The organism is Streptosporangium sandarakinum (assembly GCF_050942225.1).
In the GTDB taxonomy this organism is placed as follows: Bacteria; Actinomycetota; Actinomycetes; order Streptosporangiales; family Streptosporangiaceae; genus Streptosporangium; species Streptosporangium nondiastaticum.
The window spans coordinates 4,528,381-4,549,645 of record NZ_CP192034.1 but is presented as its reverse complement, the minus strand read 5'-3'; the positions used below and the strand labels follow the sequence as shown (position 1 = coordinate 4,549,645).

At 71.0% G+C, this 21,265-nt stretch carries 20 protein-coding genes, 1 pseudogene and 1 riboswitch; of the genes and pseudogenes, 17 read left to right on the top strand and 4 right to left on the bottom strand.

Features of this window, described 5'->3' with window-relative positions:
• Positions 1-14: 14 nt before the first annotated feature.
• Genes ACQP10_RS21425 through ACQP10_RS21385 form a run of 9 tightly spaced genes read left to right on the top strand, consistent with a single transcriptional unit; the run spans position 15 to position 9,530 of the window.
• A complete protein-coding gene (locus ACQP10_RS21425) occupies positions 15-1,139 on the top strand; it encodes a GntR family transcriptional regulator (protein WP_346021005.1) in 1,125 nt (374 codons plus the stop codon).
• 49 nt (positions 1,140-1,188) lie between these two features.
• Positions 1,189-2,481: an extracellular solute-binding protein gene (locus ACQP10_RS21420; RefSeq protein WP_346021006.1), complete on the top strand. Its 1,293-nt coding sequence runs from the start codon at positions 1,189-1,191 to the stop codon at positions 2,479-2,481.
• A 2-nt stretch (positions 2,482-2,483) separates the two neighbouring features.
• On the top strand, positions 2,484-3,410 hold the full coding sequence (locus tag ACQP10_RS21415; protein ID WP_433539577.1) for a carbohydrate ABC transporter permease: 927 nt from the start codon (positions 2,484-2,486) through the stop codon (positions 3,408-3,410).
• Positions 3,403-4,215 (top strand): carbohydrate ABC transporter permease, encoded by an 813-nt coding sequence (locus tag ACQP10_RS21410; protein WP_346021008.1) that lies wholly within the window; start codon positions 3,403-3,405, stop codon positions 4,213-4,215. Before ACQP10_RS21415 ends, ACQP10_RS21410 begins: the two co-directional genes overlap by 8 nt.
• A gap of 29 nt (positions 4,216-4,244) precedes the next feature.
• Positions 4,245-5,252, top strand: a complete 1,008-nt coding sequence (locus ACQP10_RS21405) for a Gfo/Idh/MocA family protein (protein ID WP_346021009.1) — start codon at positions 4,245-4,247, stop codon at positions 5,250-5,252.
• A complete protein-coding gene (locus tag ACQP10_RS21400) occupies positions 5,249-6,019 on the top strand; it encodes a sugar phosphate isomerase/epimerase family protein (protein ID WP_433539576.1) in 771 nt (256 codons plus the stop codon). Before ACQP10_RS21405 ends, ACQP10_RS21400 begins: the two co-directional genes overlap by 4 nt.
• Positions 6,016-7,494, top strand: coding sequence for a beta-N-acetylhexosaminidase (locus ACQP10_RS21395; protein WP_433539575.1), 1,479 nt, complete (start codon positions 6,016-6,018; stop codon positions 7,492-7,494). The genes ACQP10_RS21400 and ACQP10_RS21395 overlap by 4 nt, the downstream gene beginning before the upstream one ends.
• A 1-nt stretch (position 7,495) precedes the next feature.
• A complete protein-coding gene (locus tag ACQP10_RS21390; RefSeq protein WP_346021012.1) occupies positions 7,496-8,521 on the top strand; it encodes an NAD-dependent epimerase/dehydratase family protein in 1,026 nt (341 codons plus the stop codon).
• Position 8,522: 1 nt separating this feature from the next.
• A complete protein-coding gene (locus ACQP10_RS21385; protein WP_346021013.1) occupies positions 8,523-9,530 on the top strand; it encodes a dihydrodipicolinate synthase family protein in 1,008 nt (335 codons plus the stop codon).
• Positions 9,531-9,620: 90 nt separating this feature from the next.
• Here the strand turns inward: ACQP10_RS21385 and ACQP10_RS21380 are convergent, their stop codons facing one another.
• Entirely contained in the window at positions 9,621-10,766 is a 1,146-nt protein-coding gene (locus ACQP10_RS21380; RefSeq protein WP_346021014.1) for a mandelate racemase/muconate lactonizing enzyme family protein, read from the bottom strand.
• A gap of 239 nt (positions 10,767-11,005) precedes the next feature.
• Here ACQP10_RS21380 and ACQP10_RS21375 point away from each other — a divergent pair, with 239 nt between their 5' ends.
• Complete coding sequence (locus tag ACQP10_RS21375) at positions 11,006-11,743, top strand: SDR family oxidoreductase (RefSeq protein ID WP_433539574.1); 738 nt, start codon at positions 11,006-11,008, stop codon at positions 11,741-11,743.
• A gap of 219 nt (positions 11,744-11,962) precedes the next feature.
• Here the strand turns inward: ACQP10_RS21375 and ACQP10_RS21370 are convergent, their stop codons facing one another.
• Positions 11,963-14,509: a glycosyl hydrolase family 18 protein gene (locus tag ACQP10_RS21370; protein ID WP_433539573.1), complete on the bottom strand. Its 2,547-nt coding sequence runs from the start codon at positions 14,507-14,509 to the stop codon at positions 11,963-11,965.
• A gap of 254 nt (positions 14,510-14,763) precedes the next feature.
• Here ACQP10_RS21370 and ACQP10_RS21365 point away from each other — a divergent pair, with 254 nt between their 5' ends.
• Together ACQP10_RS21365 and ACQP10_RS21360 are read left to right on the top strand one after the other, a co-directional pair.
• Positions 14,764-15,648 (top strand): DUF2268 domain-containing protein, encoded by an 885-nt coding sequence (locus ACQP10_RS21365; RefSeq protein WP_346021017.1) that lies wholly within the window; start codon positions 14,764-14,766, stop codon positions 15,646-15,648.
• A 10-nt stretch (positions 15,649-15,658) separates the two neighbouring features.
• Entirely contained in the window at positions 15,659-16,417 is a 759-nt protein-coding gene (locus ACQP10_RS21360; RefSeq protein WP_392572747.1) for a MerR family transcriptional regulator, read from the top strand.
• Positions 16,418-16,532: 115 nt separating this feature from the next.
• Here ACQP10_RS21360 and ACQP10_RS21355 read toward each other — a convergent pair whose 3' ends face one another.
• A complete protein-coding gene (locus ACQP10_RS21355; protein WP_433539572.1) occupies positions 16,533-16,979 on the bottom strand; it encodes a MerR family transcriptional regulator in 447 nt (148 codons plus the stop codon).
• A 387-nt stretch (positions 16,980-17,366) separates the two neighbouring features.
• Here ACQP10_RS21355 and ACQP10_RS21350 point away from each other — a divergent pair, with 387 nt between their 5' ends.
• From ACQP10_RS21350 to ACQP10_RS21330, 5 genes are all read left to right on the top strand, one after another.
• On the top strand, positions 17,367-18,284 hold the full coding sequence (locus tag ACQP10_RS21350) for a TIGR03619 family F420-dependent LLM class oxidoreductase (RefSeq protein WP_433539571.1): 918 nt from the start codon (positions 17,367-17,369) through the stop codon (positions 18,282-18,284).
• Between the two features lie 138 nt (positions 18,285-18,422).
• Positions 18,423-18,488, top strand: a riboswitch (guanidine-III (ykkC-III) riboswitch).
• A gap of 17 nt (positions 18,489-18,505) precedes the next feature.
• Positions 18,506-18,820 carry a DMT family transporter gene (locus tag ACQP10_RS21345; protein WP_346021021.1) on the top strand — a complete coding sequence of 105 codons (315 nt, stop codon included), beginning with the start codon at positions 18,506-18,508 and terminating at the stop codon, positions 18,818-18,820.
• A gap of 99 nt (positions 18,821-18,919) precedes the next feature.
• Positions 18,920-19,291, top strand: a complete 372-nt coding sequence (locus ACQP10_RS21340) for a DUF4158 domain-containing protein (RefSeq protein WP_433539570.1) — start codon at positions 18,920-18,922, stop codon at positions 19,289-19,291.
• 578 nt (positions 19,292-19,869) lie between these two features.
• Positions 19,870-20,283, top strand: coding sequence for a VOC family protein (locus ACQP10_RS21335; RefSeq protein ID WP_346021023.1), 414 nt, complete (start codon positions 19,870-19,872; stop codon positions 20,281-20,283).
• 5 nt (positions 20,284-20,288) lie between these two features.
• Positions 20,289-20,645, top strand: coding sequence for a YdeI/OmpD-associated family protein (locus ACQP10_RS21330; RefSeq protein WP_346021024.1), 357 nt, complete (start codon positions 20,289-20,291; stop codon positions 20,643-20,645).
• Positions 20,646-20,666: 21 nt separating this feature from the next.
• Here the strand turns inward: ACQP10_RS21330 and ACQP10_RS21325 are convergent.
• A pseudogene (locus ACQP10_RS21325) lies at positions 20,667-21,170 on the bottom strand (IS701 family transposase); the annotation flags it as partial.
• Positions 21,171-21,265: the final 95 nt, after the last annotated feature.

Sequence of the window (21,265 nt, the reverse complement as noted above, 5' to 3'; positions counted from 1 at the left end):
AGCCACCTGATGGAATGAATTCCCTCCCAAGGGGGAGACGGTTCCGGACCCTCGCGGCACGCCTGCGGCAGGAGATCGTGCAGGGCCGCTGGCCGGTCGGCGGCAGGCTGCCGACCGAGGCCGAGCTGGCGCAGACCTACACGGTCGGGGTGAACACCGTGCGCCGCGCGGTCGACCTCCTGGTCGAGGAGGGACTCGTCCGGCGCCGCCAGGGGTCGGGCACGTTCGTGACCGCCTCCGTCGCCACCGGCGCCACCGGGGCCAGGCCACGCCTCATCGGCGTGCTCGTCCCGTCGAACACCTACTACTTCCCCCAGGTCGTCCAGGGCATCGAGCGGGCGGCCACCGCCGCCGGAGTGCAGCTCGTGCTCGCGTGCTCCAACTACGACCCCGACGTCGAGCCGGCGCAGATCCAGCAGCTCGTCGACGTCGGAGTCTCCGGTCTGCTGCTGGTGCCCAACCTGCACCTCGCCGCCGACCCCGACGCGCACCTGGCCCGTCTGCGCGAGCTGCCGGTGCCGTACGTGCTGGTGGAGCGGCGGCCGGCCGACCCCCGCCCGGCCGACCCGACCTCGTACGTCTGCACCGACGTGCACGGCGGCGGCTACGCCGCTGTCCAGCACCTCAGCCGGCTCGGCCGGAGCCGGATCGGCTACCTCGGCCGGCTCGGCACCGCCAGCTCGGAGCAGGTCTTCGCGGGATACCGCCAGGCCATCGCCGACCTGGGGCTTCCGGAGATCCCGGAGGCCGTGGCCAGGCAGCCCGTCTGGACCGGGACCGACATGCTCGCGTACGCCAACTCGCTGGTCACGGAGAAGGTGCGCGCGGTGGTGTGCCTCGGCGACCGCGAGGCGACCACCCTCCTGCCCTACCTGCGCCGGGTCGGCCTCACCGTGCCCGACGACATCGCCGTGGTCGCCTACGACGACGAGGTCGCCGATCTGTCCGAGGTGCCGCTCACCGCGGTGTCGCCGCCCAAGGCCGAGGTGGGCCGCATGGCGACCGAGCTGCTGCTCCGCCGGATCGAACTCGGCCCCGTCGCCCCGGTCTGCCGGGTCGTGCTACAGCCCCGCCTGGCCGTACGGGCCTCCTGCGGAGCCGCCTCCGGCAGCCTCGTCGAGGTCCGCGTCCCGATGTGACGCCGGCCGTCATCCTCACCCCCCTTCCCCCTTTGTTCTGGAGGACCCAATGAGAGTGCGCATGCTCGCCGCCGCCGCGGTGGCCGTCCTCACCATGGCAGGCACGGCATCATGTGGCGGCTCGGCCGACGACTCCGGGGCGGTCACCCTGAAGCTCGGCTTCTACGCCGCCGCCGGAGACAAGGCCGACACGACCATGCGGGAACTCGTCAAGGAGTTCACGGCCGCCAACCCGTCGATCAAGGTGCAGCTGGAGGTCGCGCCGTACGTCAAGTTCTTCGAGCGGCTCAGGACCCAGATCGCCGGCGGCCAGGCGCCGCAGGTGTGGCTGTCCGACGGCGTGCTCGTGCAGGAGTTCGCCGCGCGGGGCGCCCTCGCCGACCTGACCGACCGGGTCAAGACCGTCAACGCCGCCGACTACTCCGGCATCGAGCTGAACAAGGACGCCAAGGGCCGGGTCTACGGCTTCCCGCAGGGCGCCCAGACCCCGGTGCTCTTCTACAACAAGAAGATGTTCGCCGAGGCCAAGGTCGCCGAGCCGACGGCCGACTGGACCTACGACGACCTCGCCGCGGCGGCCAAGAAGCTCACCAGGGACACCAACGGCGACGGCAAGCCCGACACGTACGGCTTCCGCGCGTACTCGCCGGGCTTCACCGAGAGCTGGTGGCCCATCATCAAGGCGTTCGGCGGTGACATCGTCACCGACGGCAACCGCAAGGTGGTCGTCGACAGCCCGCAGTCCACGGCCGCGCTCGACTGGATGCTCGGCGCGATGGGCAAGGACGGCTTCGCCCCCGACTACGTGACCACCGAGGCCATGGGCAAGGGCGTCGTCCACACGCTGTTCGCCACCGGCCGGGTCGCCATGTCGTACGGGATCTACGCCCGTACCCTGCCCGCGGTGAGCGCGGGCGTCGACTTCGGGGTGGCGCCGCTGCCGAAGGGCCCGGCCGGCCGCGGCAACGTCGCGATCGTCAACTCGTGGGTGGTCAGCAAGACCGCCTCGCAGGCGCAGGCCGACGCGGCGTGGAAGTGGATCACCTTCTTCTCGGGCGAGGGGCCGCAGCGCAAGTGGGCCGAGCTCGGCGAGGCGATCCCGATCAACAAGAAGGTCGCCACCACGGCCCTGCCCGCCGACCGCGGCAAGGCGTTCCTCGAATCGCTCGACGAGGCCACCGACCTCGGCACCAACGCCGTGTGGTCGGAGTACACCGAGGCCCTGGCCAAGCGGATGAACGAGGCGCTGTCCGGCGCCACGCCGGTCGCCACCGCGCTTCAGACCGGGCAGAAGGAGGCCCAGGAGGTCATCGACCGCTTCTACGCGGGGCAGACGCAGTGACGGTGCTCACCGAAGAGACCGGGAAGGTGGCCGCCGAACAGCGGCCACCCGCCCGGAAACGGCACGCGGGCGAGCGGATCTGGGCGTTCGCCTTCGCCTCGCCCTACATCCTCCACCTGGTCGCGCTGGCCGCCTGGCCGCTGCTGGCCTCGCTGTTCTTCAGCATGACCGACTACGACCTGATGTCCTCGCCGAAGTTCGTCGGGTTCGACAACTTCACCCGGCTCTTCGGCGACCCGGTCTTCTGGCGGACGCTCGGCAACACCGCGTACTTCGCCGTGCTGTTCGTGCCGACCCAGACGGTCCTGGCCCTGGCCCTGGCGATCGCGCTCAACCAGCGGCTGCGCGGCATGGCCCTGTTCCGCGCGGCCTACTTCGTCCCGGTCGTCTCCTCGTGGGTCGTCGTCGCGTACGTCGCCGACGCGGTCTTCAACCCGCAGACGGGCATCGCCAACCAGGTGCTCGGCCTGTTCGGCCTGCCCGCCGAGAACTGGCTGCAGGATCCCGCGCTGGTGATCCCCACGCTCGCGGCGGTCGCGGTGTGGAAGGGCGTCGGCTACATGACGGTGCTCTTCCTCGCGGGCCTCCAGGCCATCCCCGAGGACCGCTACGAGGCGGCGAAGATCGACGGCGCGTCGGCCTGGAACCGGTTCCGGTACATCACCCTGCCGGGCATCTCCGGCACCACGTTCCTGGTGCTGGTGCTCACCTCCATCGAGACGCTGCAGTCGTTCGAGCAGGTCTTCGTGATGACCGACGGCGGCCCGCACGGCGCGAGCGAGCTGACCGTGCTCTACCTCTACCGGCAGGGCTTCCAGTTCTTCCAGATGGGCTACGCCTCGGCCATCGCGTGGGTGCTGTTCGTGCTGGTGCTCGCGCTCACCATGGTGCAGTTCCGGCTCCAGCGCAGATGGGTGCACTATGCGTAAGACCGTTTCCTACGTGCTGGTCCTCGCGGGCGCCGTGGTCATGCTGCTGCCGTTCGCAGCGGCCCTCGGGAACTCGCTCAAGAGCTTCGCGCAGTACATCCAGGTCCCGCCGGTATGGATCCCCGACCCGGTCCAGTGGGACAACTACGCGGAGGTGTGGCGGCGCACCCCGTTCGGGCTCTACCTCGTCAACAGCCTCGTGATCGCGGTCCTCGCCGTCGCCGGCAACGTGCTCACCAGCGCCATGGTCGGGCACGCCCTGGCCAGGATGCGCCTGCCGGGCAAGCAGACGCTGCTCACCATGGCCCTCGGGACCATGATGCTGCCGACCGTCATCACGATCGTCCCGAACTTCCTGCTGTTCCGCTCGCTGGGCTGGCTGGACACCCTGCTGCCGCTCATCGTGCCGTACTGGCTGGCCACACCCATCGGGATCTTCCTGATGCGGCAGACGTTCCTCGGCATCCCCCGGGACTTCGAGGAGGCGGCGGGCCTCGACGGGGCCAACCCCTGGCAGGTGTTCTGGCGGATCCACCTCCCGCTGGCCAAGCCCGCCCTGGCCACGCTCGCGGTCTTCACCTTCACCACGTCGTGGAAGGCCGTGCTGGAACCCACCATCTATCTCACCTCACCGGAGAACTACACGCTGCCGGTCGGCGTACTGAGCCTCAAGGGACAGTTCGTCGGGAACGACCAGCTCGTCACGGCCGCGGCGATGATGAGCCTGCTGCCGATGCTGGTCGTGTTCGTCCTGGCCCAGCGTTACTTCGTCCGCGGAACCATGTCCGCGGGACTCAAGGGCTGAAAACCCTCATCCGTTCCAGAAAGGAAATCGTGACCACAACATCCGGGCTGCGCCTGGGCGTCATCGGTGCGGGCACCATCGCGGAGTTCCACGTGGCCGCCGCCCGCCAGACGGCCGGGCAGGTGAAGATCGCCGCGGTGTGCGACGTGCGGGCCGAGGCGGCGGAGAAGCTGGCCGCGGAGGCCGGCGCCCGCGTCTTCACCGACCACCGGGCGATGATCGACGCGGGCGGCCTCGACGCGGTCGTGATCACCGTCCCGCACGCCCTGCACGCTCCGATCACCCTGGACGCCGCCGCGGCCGGGCTGCACGTGCTCGTGGAGAAGCCGATCGCCACCACGCGCGAGGACGCGGTCCGCATGATCGACGCCTGCCGCGCGGCCGGCGTCGTGTGCGCGGTCGGACACGTCCTGCGCTTCGTCCCGATGCTGCGCGCCGCCACGGCCTTCCTCGCCTCGGGCGAGCTCGGCCACGTCGTGGTGGCCTCGGAACGGCGCACCGCCGACTACGCCGACCCGTCCCGGCCCCGCTGGTTCCTCGACGCGGACATGGCCGGCGGCGGGATCGTGCTCAACGTCGGCACCCACAGCATCGACAAGCTCCAGATGCTCGTCGGCTCGCCGATCGTCGAGGTCACCGGCCACATCGCCGGGTCCGCCGGCGGATCGGTGGAAACGGAGGCGGTGGCCCTGGCCCGGCACGCCGACGGCACCCGCTCGACGATCTCCGTCACCGGCACCGGCCTGCCGTTCACCGACGAGGCCGAGATCGTGTGCGGCGAGGGCGCGGTACGGATCAGCCGCGGCGAGGGCGTCTGGTCCTTCCGCGGCGGCGTCGCCACCCAGGTCGCCGCACCCGAACCCGGCGAGATGGCCAAGGCGTTCGCCGCGCAGCTCGCCGACTTCGCGCGGGCCTGCGCGACGGGGACCACACCCGAGGTCACGCCGGAGTACGCGCTCTCCGTCCTGGACGTCGCCCTCGCCGTCTACGAGTCCGCCCGTCATGGCTCCACCGTCACAGTGAAGGGACAGATGTGAACCCGCTCGCGTTCAGCACGCTCGGCATGCCGGGCGCCTCCGCCGACGAGGTGATCGCCACCGCCTCCCGGTACGGCTGCGCCGCCGTGGAGCTGCGCTGCGCCGACGGTGAGATCGTCTCACCGGAGACGTCCCTCGGCGACCTGCGCGCGGTCGCCCGCATGTTCGCCGCCGCCGGGGTCGAGATCGTCGCCGTCTGCTCCTACACGCGGGTGGCCCGGCCGGACGGCGACCCGGTGGCCGAGGTGCTGCGCCACGTCGAGATCGCCGAGGCGCTCGGCTCGCCGTACGTGCGGGTCTTCGGCGGGGTCGAAGGGCAGGACGACCCGGCCGCCGCCGCGACCCGCAGGCTCGCGGAGGTGGCGGACCGGCTGCCGGACAACGGTGTCGACGTGCTGCTGGAGACCCACGACGTCTTCCTCACCGGCGAGGCGATCGCCGGGGTCCTCGCCGGGGTCGGCTCGCCACGGGTCGGGGCGCTGTGGGACGTGGTCAACCCGTGGCGCGCGGGGGAGTCCGCCGCCGCCACCGCGGACACGCTGGCGCCGTACCTCAGGCACGTGCAGATCAAGGACGCGGCGACGCCCACCGAACTGGCGCCGGTGCTGCCCGGCCGGGGCGCGGTGGGGGTGCCCGGCGTGCTCGCCGAACTCGACCGCATCGGATACTCCGGCTACCTCGCGCTCGAATGGGAACGCGCCTGGTACCCCGACGCGCCGCCCATCGGCGAGGCCCTCGCCGCCTTCCGTGAGGTGCTCGGGCGATGACCTCCCCGGTGACCTCCCCGGCGAGCCCGCCCGCGAGCCCGCAGGTGATCCCGCGGGTCGGCTCGTCGAATCCGGCGGAGGGGCGGTTCCCACTCGACCGGGGCGCGCGGGTGCGCGGCCCGCACGCCGAGACGGCGCGGGACCTGCTCGGCCTGGACGCGGACGGTGACGGCCCAGGGGAGATAGTCCTCCGCCTCGTGACCGATCCGTCCCTCGGGGAGGAGGGGTACGTCCTCACCGTCACCCCGGAGGAGGCCGTGATCGCCGCGGCGGGTGCCGCCGGGCTGCGCTGGGGCGTCCAGACGCTGCGCCAGCTCCACGGCCCCGGCGGCGTGCCCTGCGGCACCGTCCGCGACGTGCCCAGGTACGCGTGGCGCGGCGTCATGATCGACGTGGCCCGCTGGTGGCGCCCGGTCTCCTTCCTGCGCGCGTACGTCGACCTGCTGTCGCTGCACAAGTTCAACGTCCTGCACCTGCACCTCACCGACGACCAGGGCTGGCGGTTCGAGGTGCGCGGGCACCCGCGGCTCACCGAGATCGGCGCCCACCGCGCCGAGTCCCCGGCCGGGCACGCGCGGGAGGGCCGGTTCGACGGGACCCCGCACGGCGGCTTCTACACCCAGCGGGAGCTGCGCGACCTGGTGGACTACGCGGCGGCGCGCGGCGTGACCGTGCTCCCCGAGATCGAGTTCCCCGGGCACTCCCAGGCCGCGATCGCCGCCTGTCCCTGGCTCGGCCACCCGTCCGCGACGCCCGTCGAGGTGCGGACCTCGTGGGGGATCTCCTCGCACGTGCTCAACGTGAGCGACCGCGCCGCCGGGTTCGCCCGCGATGTGCTCGACGAGCTGAGCGACGTCTTCCCGTCCCGGTTCGTCCACATCGGCGGAGACGAGGTCCGCGGCGGCGAGTGGGCCACCAGCCCCGAGGCCGCGCGGAGGGTGGCGGACGCCGGGCTCGCCGGCCCTGCGGCCCTGCACGGCTGGTGGGGCCGGCTCCTCGCCGACCACCTGCGCGGGCTCGGCCGCCGCGCGGTGGCCTGGGACGACATGCTCGACCACGACCCGCCCGAGGACATGGTGATCATGGCCTGGCGGGGCGTGGACCGGATCGAGGCGGCGCTGCGGGCGGGACACGAGGTGGTCGCCGCACCCCACACGCACACCTACCTCGACTACGCCGAGTCGGACGCCCCCGGCGAGCCGGTCAGCATCGCCGGGCCGCTTCCACTGGAGACCGTCTACGGATTCGACGCCGGCGAGGCCGTCCTCGGCACGCAGGCGCAGCTCTGGGGCGAGTACCTCCCCACGAGGGAACGCCTCGACTACAACGCCTTCCCCCGCCTCTGCGCCGTCGCCGAAGCCGCCTGGTCCTCCGGCCGGGACCTCGGCGACTTCACCCGGCGGCTGACCGCCCACCTGCCGCTCCTCGACCGGCTGGGTGTGCGCTACCGGCGGCCACACGACGAAGGAGCGTGACATGTTCACATCCGAGCGGGAGCTCGAGGACCGGCTGGCCACCCCCTCGGCCGCGCTGGTCGCCGATGCCGGCGAACTGGACGGCGACCTCGTCGTGCTGGGCGCCGGCGGCAAGATGGGGCCGAGCCTGGTCCGGCTGGCCCGGCGCGCGCTGGACGCCGCGGGACGGGGCTCCGCCCGCGTGTACGCCGTGTCGCGCTGGTCGGACGGCGACGCGGCGCGGGCCCTGGAGGACGAGGGCGTCGACGTGGTCCGCCACGACCTGATGGGCGACGGCGACCTCGCCGCGCTGCCCGACGCGGCGAACGTCGTCTTCATGGTCGGGGCCAAGTTCGGCACGTCGGCCGCGCCGTACCAGGCGTGGGCGGTCAACGCGGCGCTGCCGGCCGCCGTCGCCCGGCGCTACCGCGACTCGGCGATCGCGGCGTTCTCCACCGGCAACGTGTACCCGCTGGTGGACGTGGCCTCCGGGGGGAGCGCGGAGGGCGACCGGCCGGAACCGGTCGGCGAGTACGCGATGAGCTGCCTCGGCCGGGAACGCATCTTCGAGCACGCCGCCGCCGTGTACGGCACCCGGGTCGCGATCCTGCGCCTCAACTACGCGGTGGACCTGCGCTACGGCGTGATCGCGGACATCGCGGCCACGGTGGCCGCGGGCGAGCCGGTCGACGTCACCACCGGGCACGTCAACGTCGTGTGGCAGGGGTACGCCAACGAGGTCGCGCTGCGCTCGCTGCGGCACGCGCGTGCCCCGGAGGCGTTCACGCTCAACCTGACCGGTCCGGAGACCGCCTCGGTGCGGCGCACGGCGGCCCGGGTCGCCGCCGCGCTCGGCGTCGAGGCGACCTTCGGCGGCGAGGAGAGCGGCACCGCCCTGCTGAACGACGCCTCCCGCTGCCACGGCCTGTTCGGCTATCCGGACGTGCCGCTGGACACGCTGATCGCGTGGCAGGCCGACTGGCTGTCGCGCGGGCTGCCCCTGTCCGGGAAGCCGACCAAGTTCGCGGTGCGCGACGGGAGGTTCTGAGATGTCGATCGACCTGCTCAGGGCGGGGACGGTCATCCCCGCCCACCCGCTGGCGCTGACCGGGGGGCGCACCCTCGACGAGCGCCGTCAGCGCGCGCTCACCCGCTACTACCTCGCCTCGGGAGCGGGCGGCGCGGCCGTGGCGGTGCACACGACGCAGTTCGAGATCCGCCAGGCGGGGCTGCTCCGGCCGGTGCTGGAGATCTCCGCCGAGGTGGTGGCGAAGGAGGCGGACCGGCCCTTCGTCATGGTCGCCGGCGCGTGCGGCGACACCGCCCAGGCCGTCGCCGAGGCGGAGCTCGCGGCCTCGCTGGGCTACCACGCCGTGCTGCTGTCGCCCAAGGTGCCCGGCGCCGGCGAGCCGGAGCTGCTGGAGCGGGCCAGGGCCGTGGGCGAGGTGCTGCCCGTCATCGGCTTCTACCTCCAGGAGGCGGTGGGCGGCCGCAGGCTCAGCCCGTCCTTCTGGAGCTCGCTGAGCGAGCAGGAGTCCCTGGTGGCGATCAAGATGGCGCCCTTCGACCGTTACCGTACGGTCGACGTGGTCCGGGCCGTGGCGGCGTCGGGGCGCGGCGACGACATCGCGCTCTACACCGGCAACGACGACAACATCCTGGCCGACCTGCTCACCCCCGTCGCCGGGCGCCGCGTCGTCGGCGGGCTGCTCGGCCAGTGGGCGGTGTGGACCCGCGCGGCGGTGCTCATGTTCGAGGAGGTACGGCGGGCCTGGGCCGGGGACGACGAGGTCCTCCGTTCCCTGCTGGGCCGTGCCGCCGACCTCACCGACGCCAACGGAGCCGTCTTCGACGTGGCGGGCGGCTTCCGCGGCTGCATCGCCGGGGTCCACGAGGTGCTGCGCGGGCAGGGCCTCCTGGCCGGCACCTGGTGCCTCGACCCGCTGGAGGGGCTGTCCCCGGGGCAGGCCGAGGAGATCGCCCGGGTGCGCGCCGCCTACCCCTGGCTGTCGGACGACGACTTCGTCGCCGCCCACCTGGACGACTGGCTGCGCTGAGCGCGTTCGAACGGCGGCCCGGGGCCGGGGGAGCGCTTCCCCCGGCCCCGGGCCGCGACCGTGGTGCGGCGTGGCGCGGTGTGCCGCCGGTCAGACGCTCCAGTGCGCCGTGGAGAGGGCGCGGACCGCGTCCTCGTCCACCTCGACGCCGAGGCCCGGCCCGGTGGGCACCAGGGCCGTGCCGTCGACGACCTCCACCGTGCTCCCCCCGACGTACGACGAGTGGACGAACTGCCGTCCGTTGAGATCGACCGGGGTGTCCACGCCGAACGCGGCGAACAGGTGCAGCGAGGCGGCGAACCCGAGATCGGTGTCGGTCAGCCCCGACCCCATGATGCGCAACCCCGCGTCCTCGGCGAGCTGGCACAGCCTGCGGGAGAGCGTGAGACCGCCCGACCGCTGGACCTTCGCGATGGCGATGTCGACCGCGTCGAGCTTCACGAACGTGGCCAGGTCGGAGGGGTGGCGCAGGCTCTCGTCCAGCGCCACCGGAAGGGGGCTGTGGTCGCGCAGCCTGCGCAGCCCGGTGAGGTCGTTGGCCGGCAGCGGCTGCTCGAACGCCGACACGTCCAGGTCGGCGAGCCTGCGCGCCATGCGCAGCGCGCCGTCCACGGTGTACGCCTGGTTCGCGTCCACCCAGATGGGCGCGTCCGGGGCCGCCTCCCTGACCGCCGCCACGACGGAGACGTCCGTCGCCTCGTCGTGCAGGCCCACCTTGACCTTGTAGGCGTTGTAGCCCTGTGCCCGCCCCTCCTCGACCGCCTGCCGTACCTCGTCGGGGGTCTGGCCGGCCACGATCCAGCCGAGCGTGATCCGGTCGAGGCGGCGCTGGCCCCACAGCACGCCGACGGGGACCCCGAGGGCCCGGCCGAGCAGGTCGTGCAGCGCGATGTCGAGCGCGGACTTGGCGATGGGGGAGCCGATCGTCAGACCGCGGTTGATCACCTTCTCGTAGGCCGCGCAGGCGCCGTCCAGATCCCACGCGGGTCGCCCGACCAGCGCGGGAGCGAGATAGCGGGCGATCGTCGTCGAGATCGACTCCACGGTCTCGTAGGTCCAGGCGGGTGTCGGCGTCGCCTCCCCCCAGCCGGTCCGCCCGTCGGCCGTCACCTTGACGAGGACCCGCTCGGCGGGCTTCCCCGCCGTGGTGACGCTTCCTCCGGAAATGCTGAACGACCGGATGGACGGCAATTCCACGACGAATACGTCCACCCGTTCTACGACCAGCGACTCCATGTTTCTCCAATGGGGAGGAATTCATGCTCTTTTATGCGTTTATGCGCTCCGAATCTAGCACGCCGCAAATGGCCGACGAATTAACGGAATGAATTCATGGCGACCGCTGCGACGAACGCCACCGTCCGCGCGGTGAAAGGCCGCCGACCCGGCATGGATCAGGCGGTCTCCGAACGGGTTTCAAGGCCGGTATTGGGTAGCGCCCACTGCTGAGAGCGATGGGAGTACTGGAGGAAGTCATGGCAAGGTTCACCGGCAAGCGCATCCTCATCACCGGCGGCACCAGTGGTATCGGCCTTGCGGGTGCCCGGCGGATCGCAGAGGAGGGTGGCCGGCTCATCCTCACCGGCACCACTCCACAGCGGATCGCCGACGCGCGGGAGACGCTGCCGACGGCGCTGGTCCTGGGCAACGACGCGGGCGCGCCCGACGGCGCCGAAGAACTCGCGGCCACGGTGGCGAAGGAAGGGGGCCTCGACGGATTGTGGCTGAACGCCGGCTACGCCAGGACGTCCCCGGCGGAAGAGGTCGACGCCGATTTCTTCGACCGGATGATGAACGCCAACGTCCGCGGCCCTGTGCTGCAACTGGCGCGGCTGTCCGAGCACCTCAATCCGGGTGCGTCGGTTGTGGTCACCTCCTCCACCGCGACCTATGAGGGTGCCGCCGTGGCCAGCGTTTACGCCGCCACCAAGGGCGCGCTCGTAGCGGTGGCCCGTGGCTGGGCGGGCGCGCTGGCACCGCGCGGCATACGCGTGAACGTACTCGTCCCGGGGGCGATCGACACCGGCTTTCGAAGCTTCATGAGCGAGGAGGTTCGTCAGACCTTCGAAGCCGATGTCATCGGCCGCGTGCCGCTTGCCCGGGTCGGCAAGCCGGAGGAGGCGGCAGCCGTGGCGCTGTTCCTGCTCTCCGACGATTCCACCTATGTCACCGCGAGCCAGTACGCCGTCGATGGCGGTCTCAGCAAGCGTTGACACTCCCGGACCCCTCGCTCTGCGGCCCGGATGAGCCGCTCACCTGCGCCGGGTCCCTGCCGCGTGGCACCGTGAACGTCCAGGCCCCGCCTACGGGCCGCCCCGGCGGTACAAGCGGGGGCGGCCCGTCCTAGAGGTCGTCTACGGTTCACTTCACGCGTGTGTCACGGCTTCTTCCGGCCGTCCCTTCCTCCGGGGTCGCGGGTTCCCGCCTCCGGTTCACCTCAGGCCCGCGTCCACCGCGGTCGTCAGGGTCCCGGGGTCGCCGGACATCTCCCAGATCATCACGCCGAGCAGGCCCTTGCTCCGCAGCCAGGCGGTCTTCTTGCCGATCGACCACGCGTCGTCGAAGGTCCACCACTGCCCGCCGTTGCCGGTGTAGCAGTAGGTCGCGACCGCCTGCTCGTCGTGCTTGACGGTGCACCCCGGCACACTCGCCAGCAGGTTGGAGTAGCCTCGGGTGCCCGCCTCCTCCTGGAACTGCCCGGGAGCGGCACCGGTGGCCGACTGCCACTCGCCGGATTTCCCGCCGTCGGCGACACCCTGCCAGCCGCGCCCGTAGTAGGCGAGGCCGACGGTGATCTTGCGGGGGTTCACCCCGGCCTTGAGGTAGACGTCGACCGCGTTCTCGACGCTGAAGTGGAATGAGTAGGGGTCGTCGGTGTCGGCGTACAGGTTGCCCTGGTGGCCGGTGCGGTTGGGCTCCCAGGAGTTGTCACTCCCCGCGCCGTGGAAGTCGTAGCCCTGCACGTTGAAGATGTCCAGGGACTTGGCGACCTCGGGCAGGTCCCAGCCGGCGGCTATCTTCGCCGGGTCGGCCGGGGTGAACGCGGTCAGCTGGTAACGCTTGCCGGTCTCCTGGGTCAGGGCGTCGAGCTGCCTGCGGAACTCGGCGATCAGCAGCGTGTTGTTCGCCTTGTCGTTGGCGCCGATGTGGTTGCCGGCGTGGCCCTCCGCGCCCGGCCACTCCCAGTCCAAGTCGATGCCGTCGAAGATCCCGGCGGCGCTTCCCGGGCCGCCCGCGGCGTTGTAGACCGGCAGGTTCCCCTTGATGTACATGTCGATGCAGGAGCTCACGAACTTCTTACGCGAGGCGTCGGTGGCGGCCACGTCGGAGAAGTACTTGGAGTAGGTCCAGCCGCCGAGCGAGATCAGCACCTTGAGGTTCGGGTACTTCGCCTTGAGTTTGCGCAGCTGGTTGTAGTTGCCGCGCAGCTTCTCCCAGCCGGTGTCGGCCACGCCGTCCACCGACTGGGCCGCGCTCATCGGCCTGCCGTAGTCGGCTTCCGCGTCACCGGCGCCGTCGCCCTGGCTCGGGTCCTGGGGGTCGGCCGTGGTGCCCTTGGTGACGCCGTGCAGGCAGGTCAGGTTCACCGGGTCGATGTTGCCGAAGGCGTAGTTGAGGTGGGTCAGCTTGCCCGCGACGCCGGTCGTGTCGAGGTTGCGCACGAAGTACTGGCGGCCGTAGATGCCCCACTGCACGAAGTAGCCGACCCTGGCGTAGCCGCTGCCGACGATGTCGTCGGTGCTCACCTTCAGCGCCTCACTGGCGGCCGAGACGTTGTCGTACAGGTCACGGGCCCTGACGGTGAAGGTGTACTCGGTGGACGGCGACAGCCCGGTCACGGTGGCCGAGGTGCCGGTCACCGTCGCGGCCAGGGTCGTCCCGGTGTAGACCTCGTATCCGGCGATGCCCTTGTTGTCGGTGGAGGCGTTCCACGCGAGGGAGACGCTCGACGAGCTCTTGCCGGTGCTGCGCAGGCCGGTGGGCACGGTGGGCGGCTGGGTGTCGTCACCGGCGTTGTTGGTCGTCACCTTCAACGCGGTGCCGGCGGGGGAGAGGGTCCCCTTGCGGTCCTTGGCCTTGACGGTGAAGGTGTACTCGGTGTTCGGGGTCAGGCCGGTGAGGGTCGCCGTAGTCCCGGTGACCGTCGTGGCGAGGGTGGCGCCGTTGTAGACCTGGTAGCCGACGATGGGCAGGCTGCCCGGGGTCGCGGCGTCCCACTCCAGTGACACGGTCTTGGTGGTCTTGACCGGTGAGCGCAGGTTTCCCGGCGCGGAGGGCGGGGTGTCGGCCGAGCCGTCACATCTCACGTCGTTGATCCGGCAGTTCGCCGGTTCGGCGGACGCGCTGAGTGTGAACGTGGGGCTGTACGGCTCGCTGGACCCGTGCGCGGCCACCGACGTGTTGTAGTGGGCCGGGCTCAGCGTGACCTGGCGCCCGCTCTGGCTGAGCGAGCCGTTCTGGGCGTTGCCCGCGGTGACCCCGGCGGGCAGGTCGAAGGTGATCGACCAGCCGTTGAGCGCGGCGTCGGTGTTGTTGTTGACCACGAACTTGCCCTGCGTCCCGCTGGCCGAGTAGGTCGCGGTGACGGGCGCGTCAGGCGCAGGCGGGTCACCACTGCCGTCGCAGTTGGCGCCGTTGATCGTGCAGCTCGTGGGCTGGGCCGCGGCGCTGAGCGTGAACGTGGGACTGTAGGGCTCGGTGTTGCCGCCGGCGCGCACCGTGTTGATGTAGAAGGCGGGGGTCAGCTTGACCCGTGTCCCCGTCTGGGAGGTGGTGGCGTTCTGGGCGCCGCTGACGGTGACCCCGGCGGGCAGGTCGAAGGTGATCGACCAGCCGGTGACCGGGGTCGAGCCGGGGTTGCTCACCACGAACTTGCCCTGGGTCCCGGTCAGGGTGAAGGCCGCGGTGAGGCGGGCGGCGGCCTCAGCGGGTACGGCGAGAGCCGCGAAAGCAACCGCCAGGACGGCGGCTAACAGCACGGAGACACATCGGCGCATGTAGAGGCCCTTTCTTTTAGTAAAGTTTACTAACAGTTAGGCGGATGCTAACTCCGCTTCGGTACTCCTACAAGGCCCAAAACAGCGGTGAGCCGCTCGCGGAGCGCGGGACCGGCGGCCTCGATGGGGCGGACCGCCGGTCATGAGGGAACCGGGTGGCGGCATGCCGGCCGTACCTCGACGCGGAGCGCCGCTGGTTTGACCTTGACGCTGCGTCAACTTCTAGCATCGGGGCCATGTCGATCACTGTCCTTGACACCTACTCCGCCATGCGGCGGATCCTGCTGGCCCCGGTCGCGGACCGCGCCGACCTGCTGCGTTCGATGCTGGAGCCCAACAGCGGCATGTACCGCTACCACCCCGGCGAGGTCGACCTGGTGGCCGTACACCTCGCAACGTCCGGGTTCCCCATCGACCGCGACGAGGAGCGTTGCCTCGACGCGCTCGAAACCCTGGCGGCGGCCGGAGCCTGGGAGCGGATGCAACGCGCGCTCGACGACGCTCTCGCCGTGCTGCTGGAGGCGACGCCGGGGCTGGAGGCCCCGGACATCACCGTGCTGTTCGTCCTCGGCGATCCGGCTGACAAGCACTTCATGGGTCCCTGCCTGGGAATGACGGGGTTCGGCGGCATCTCGGGCAACATCGCCATCACGTTCTGGCCCTTCCCCGAGAACGTGGAGCGGCTGGAGGCCACCGCCGCGCACGAACTCCACCACAACCTGCGATGGAGCCCAGGTGGAGTCGTGTGGGACCCGATGACCGTCACGGTCGGCGAGCACATCGTCGGCGAGGGCCTGGCCGACGCCTTCGCCCGCCAGCTCTACGGCGACGAGCTCGGCCCCGCCCGCATCGGCGTGCCGCACCTGCACGACGACGAGGTCTTCGCCAAGGTGCTCACCGGGCTCGACGTGACAGGCATGCAGGACTTCACCGCCTGGGTGCACGGCGACCCCGGCGCCGAGCACCTCGGTGTCACGCCGGTGGGGCTGCCGATGGGCGCCGGGTACGCCGCGGGCAACCGGCTGGTCGACACCTACCTGGCGGCGACCGGGCAGACGGCGGCGCAGGCCCTGCACGCCGACAGCTCGGAGGTCATCGCCGCCACGCTCCGCCGCGGGTGACACTGGAACGATGGAGTGGACGATCCAGGAACTCGCGGCGAGGGCCGGCATCACCAGCCGCACCCTGCGTCACTACGACCACGTCGGGCTCCTGGCCCCGTCCCGGGTCGGCCCGAACGGGTACCGCTACTACGACTTCACCGCGGTCGCCCGGCTACAGCGGATCCTGCTCATGCGCCGGCTCGGCATGGGCCTGCCGGCCATCGCCGAGGTCCTGGCCGACGAGGTGGACACGTGCGACGGGCTCCGTGCCCACATCGCCGCGCTGGAAGAGGAACGGGACCGCATCGAACGGCGGATCCGGTCTGTGCGGCACACGCTGGAGGCTCTGCAGTCGGGGGCGGAACCGCGGATGGACGTCATGTTGGCGGGGTTCAACGACGGCTACAAGGACGAGGTGATCTCACGCTGGGGCGAGCGCGCGTTCCAAGCGGGTAATGACTGGTGGCACGGCAAGAGCCTTGACCAGCAGCGGGCCTGGAAGAAGGACACCGAGGACCTCGTCGCCGCATGGGTCGCCGCGGCGAAGACCGGGGTTTCCCCGACATCGGAACACGCCCAGTCACTGGCCGCCCGGCACGTCCGGTGGCTGAGCCGGATCCCGGGTACCCCCACGGCCGAGGGCGACCGGGAGCGCTCGATCGAGATGGTGGAATGCCTGGGGGACATGTACGCCGACGACCCCCGCTTCGCGGGCATGTACCGCGACGCCGCGGGGGCGAGGTTCGTCCGCGACGCGCTGCGAGCGTACGCGCGGACCCGGATGTAGCTCGTGTGGTTCGCGGAGACGACCGGCTCCGCGGGACCGGAGCCCGGTGGAGGAACTCCGGCGTCAACGTGAAGCCGACGGGTGCCCGGTGGTCGTGGTGGGTGCTCGGGGGCGGTCAGCCCTCCTCGGGGGTGTGGTTCGTGGCGAGGTCGGCGAAGGGCAGCGGGCAGTCGGGACAGGTGCAGTGGGTCAGGCTGTCGCAGCCGGCGCTCACCACCGTGCTCAGCGCGTGCCGGATGGTGGTCAGGTCGGCGATCCGCGCGTCCACCTCGGCGATCTTGGCCTGGGCGCGCTCGCGCAGGTCCGGGGTGGGGTGGCCGCGCCGGCCGGTGTCGATCAGTTCGGCCACCTCCTCCAGGGTGAAGCCGAGCCGCCGGGCGGCTTTGATCACGGTCAGCAGGGTGACGGTCTCGGGCGGGTAGGCGCGGTGCCCGCCCGGGCTGCGCCGTGGTTCGGCGATCAGCCCGCGGCGTTCGTAGTAGCGCAGGGTCTGCCGGTTGACCCCGGCCTGCTCGGCCACCTGTCCGCTGCGCAGGTACGGCCCGCCGGTGTCCTGTCTCACGTCGGCCGTCCGGTGCCGGCGCGGGCCTGCAGCGCGTCCAGCACCTCGGTGTGCTCCGCCGGCACCGTCACCTCCAGCGCCAGGCTGCCGCCGGCGATGCTGAGGGTGAAGGTGAAGAAGGAGCAGCAGCCGCTCTCCCGGGCCGGGTGCCGTCGACGGATATGCCACCGGCCGCGAACGAGATCGGATCATGTGGCCTTCCTGCCGGAGGGCTGGGATCCCGGGTTCCTCGGCCCCGGGATCCCAGCCCGCTCCAAGTCCCATCCAAGGGGCGCCGCCTAACTTCTCCCTGGACGCTCGACCAAGATCGTTCAGGGATTGAGACCGGACGCGATGCGCACCTCAGTCCTGCCCGGCTTTCCACGGCGAAGTACCAAGGAATCTCTCATGCAGCTCGGATACGCAGTCCCGCAGTACGGTGCCTTCACCGACCCGGATTTCATCCGGCAGGCCAGCACGGATCTGGAGACCATGGGCTATGGCAGCCTGTGGGCGGGTGATCGGATCATGCTGCCGCTCGCACCCAGCGATCCCTACCCGGGAGGAGACGGCGAGATCCCCCCGGCCTTCGCGACGTTCTTCGACCCACTGACCGCGTTGACGCTGGCAGCCGTCAGCACGCGGGAGGTCCGGCTGGGAACCAGCACGCTCAACGCGCTGTGGCAACCGCCGGTCCTGCTCGCCCGCATGCTGACCTCGCTCGACCTGCTCAGCCGCGGACGGCTGGACGTCGGCATCGGTCTCGGATGGCTGCGTGACGAATACACCGCGACCGGGGTGCCCTGGCAGGGGAGGGGAGCCCGGCTCGAAGAGACGCTCGACCTGATGGAGGCCGTCTGGAGCAGTGAGGTGGTCGAGCACAAGGGCGCGCTCTGGACCGTGCCGCCGTCGCACATCGACCTCAAGCCCTTCCAGTGGCCGCGCCCCCCGATCCTGCTCGCCGGTTACACGCCTCCGGCCCTGGAGAGGATCGGCCGGCGAGCCGACGGCTGGCTGTGCGCGGCGATGCCCATGCCCTATCTGACCGCCCTGTGGGATGTGGCGCTGCAGACCGCGGCACGCGTCGACCGGGACCCGTCGGCCCTGCGAATGGTGGTACGCGTCAATCCGGAGATCACCGATTCTCCCGCGCCCGCCGACCAGGTGCCGCACGCCGGAACCGTGCAGCAGATCGGCGACTACCTGCTGACCCTCGCCCAGGCCGGTGCCCACGAGGCGTTCATCGACCTGCAGACGACGACGTCCTCGCGCGATCGGTTCCTGGACGTCGCGCATGAGCTCATCACCAGGCTGCACGCCGGCTGAGACCCGCGCCCAGCCCACGTCGGCCCCATGGCACCGCCGGCGCCCTGCCATGGCACCGTCGGCGCATCCGTTTCCGTAGTGGTGGCCGGTTTCCGCGCCGTGCTCCGGCGTGGCCGGCGGTGCAGGGTAGACTGAGAGCCGATGTCGCATCAGCGGCGTCCCGGACGAGGGCGTGTCGTACCCGGCCTGCAAAGACGACCGTGTCGAAAGGCTCGGTCATCATGTCGTGGTTGGTTCTGATCGTCTCCGGTCTGCTGGAGTCGGTGTGGGCCGTGGCGCTCAGCAAGTCCGCCGGCTTCACCCGTCTGCTCCCCTCATCGATCTTCGCCGTCGGCCTGGTCCTCAGCATGATCGGCCTGGGCTACGCACTGCGCACCATTCCGGTCGGCACCGGCTACGCGATCTGGGTTGGTATCGGCGCCGCGGGTACGGCGATCTTCGGGATGCTCTACCTCGGCGAGCCGGCGAACGTGATGCGCCTGCTGTCCCTGCTCCTCGTGCTCGCCGGGGTCGTCGGTCTCAAGCTGTTCCACTGACGGGACCCGGCGTTCGCTCGAAGACGGATCAGCCCTCCAGATGTGCACGATCCGCTACATCGGGCTGTTTTGGAGGGCCCTCCGGCGGTGCCGTGGCCGGTGGCGGAGAACCTGGCCGCGCAGCTGAAGATCGAGGACGTCTCCCGCGTCAAGGAGTACACCGAGCGGCTGAAGACGGCGTACGAGCACGCGTGGGAGATCTGCGACGCGTACGGCTACCACCCGTTCGAGGACCACGCTCAGGGCCGGAGGTTCCGGGCGTTCCCGCACGGCCGGGCGTGGACGGCGCACGCCGAGGGCCAGGAGATCCGGGTCGAGGACATCGTCCGGCTGTCCCCGCTCAAGCATCGCAACCTCAACGTACTGGGCCGCTGTAGCTTCACCGCCTCCGTCCCGCGCGAGGGGCCGCGGCCGCCGCGCGACCCGGACGCGGTCGAGTCGGACGACGGTGACGACGGCCGCGAGGACTGAACGGGCGATGACTGGGCCGGGATCAGGGCGATCCTGACGCTGCGGTGCAGGTACCGGCTGAGCGAAGCCGCCGGGGCCTCGCCTCTGTTCCCGGCCGGCCATCGGTCCTCACCGGCTTCGCGACGGCGGCACCGGCCAAGCAGATGATGGCGCCGGTGGCGTCCCGGCGGTCGGGCCGGAATCCGTCCAGTCGGCCACCCCTGCGAAGTGATCTGACTCACACGATGTCACAGGAGAGGCCTGGCTGCGGTGGACGCCCGACGCCCGCGCGAGGTGGTTTCCCAGAGCGAGACGCGGGCTGCTCCGGAGTCGTTCGTGCGGGCGCTGGAGGACGGGGACCTGCAGGGCCTGCTCGACGTGCTCGCGCCTGAGGTCGTCTATATGGGCGACGGTGGCGGTGTGAAGCACGCCGCGCTGCGGCCGGTCGTCGGCGCCGACAACGTGGCCCGCATCAGCGGCAGGACGGCCACCAGGCGATCCGCTCTCACTCTTCGACGATGCCAGGAAAGTGCTCATTTGATGAGCACTTTGCCTGGAAGGATCGTTCTCACAAGCCACCGAACGGAAGGCAGAAGGACATGCTCCGCGGACTCACCACCATCAGCTTCTACGCCCATGACGTCGCCGCCGCCCGTGACTGGTACGCCGAGTTCCTCGGCGTGCGGGCCTACTTCCAGCGGCCCGAGCAGGGCGACCCGGCCTACGTGGAGTTCCGCGTCGGCGACTACCAGCACGAGCTCGGCATCATCGACGCGCGGTTCGCTCCGGACGGCTGGAGCACCGAGGACGGCGGAGCGATCGTCTACTGGGCCGTCGACGACCTGGAGGCGACCTGGGAACGACTGCTGGAGATGGGGGCCACCCCGTTCGAGAAGCCGACCGAGCGCGGCCCCGGATTCGTCACCGCCTCGGTGCGCGACCCGTTCGGCAACATCCTCGGTGTCATGGTCAACCACCACTACATGGACGTCCTCGCGGGCCGGAAGGGCTGACCACGATGACCGACAACGCCCTGCTCCTGGACGACGCCGCCGCCTGGAGGGCATGGCTCGCCGAGCACCACGAGACCGCCCGCGACGTCTGGCTGTTGATCGCCAAGAAGAACGGCAACGCGACGACCGTCACCCTCGACGAGGCCTTGGACGAGGCGTTGTGCCACGGCTGGATCGACAGCCACCGCAGGGCGTTCGACGGCGACTACTACCTGCAGCGCTACTCGCCGCGTACCCGGCGGAGCCCTTGGTCCAGCATCAATGTCGCGAAGGCCGAGGCGCTGACGGCCGCCGGCCGGATGCGCCCGGCAGGCCGCGCCGCGATCGAGACCGCCAGAACCGCGGGCCGCTGGCCCGCCTAGTACTCCAGTGACATTTCGCGATCATGGGTCGGGTCTACGCTGGTAGTGGCAGTGCCGGGCCGTGGCTTGGTGGCGTCGGCGCCAATGTGACCAGTGCGAAACGTCGGTGAGGGAGCGGTGCCGGATCAGTACGAGGGCGGCGAGCGGCCGGCGGATCTCGGGGAGTGTCAGCGGGATGCGGTCGTTGGTGGTACTGGACGGCTGGGCGGCGGCGATGACCGCCAGCACGGCCAGGGCGAGCAGGGCCAGGGTCACGTGCCGGTGCCAGGCCGTCCAGCCCCGCACCTGGTAGTGGTCCAGGCCGACCTGGCCCTTGGCCGCTTGGAAGGACTCCTCCACCGCCCAGCGAATCCCTGCGATCTTGACCAGCGCCATCAGCGGCTGCCGGTCGGGAGCGTAGCAGCGGTAGAACGCCAGCTCGCCGGTGGTCAGGTTGCGGCGGATCAGCAGCCACCGATATCCGTCCGTCGCGTTCTCGTCGATGCGGGCCCAGGCCCAGGCGTACCAGCGTGGCCCCTTGGCGCCGAACCGGCCGGCGATCCGGGCCATCAGCTCGATGAAGCCTGGTGCGAGGTCGCATGTGACGCGTTCGATCCAGGATCGGATCTCCGGAACGGAGC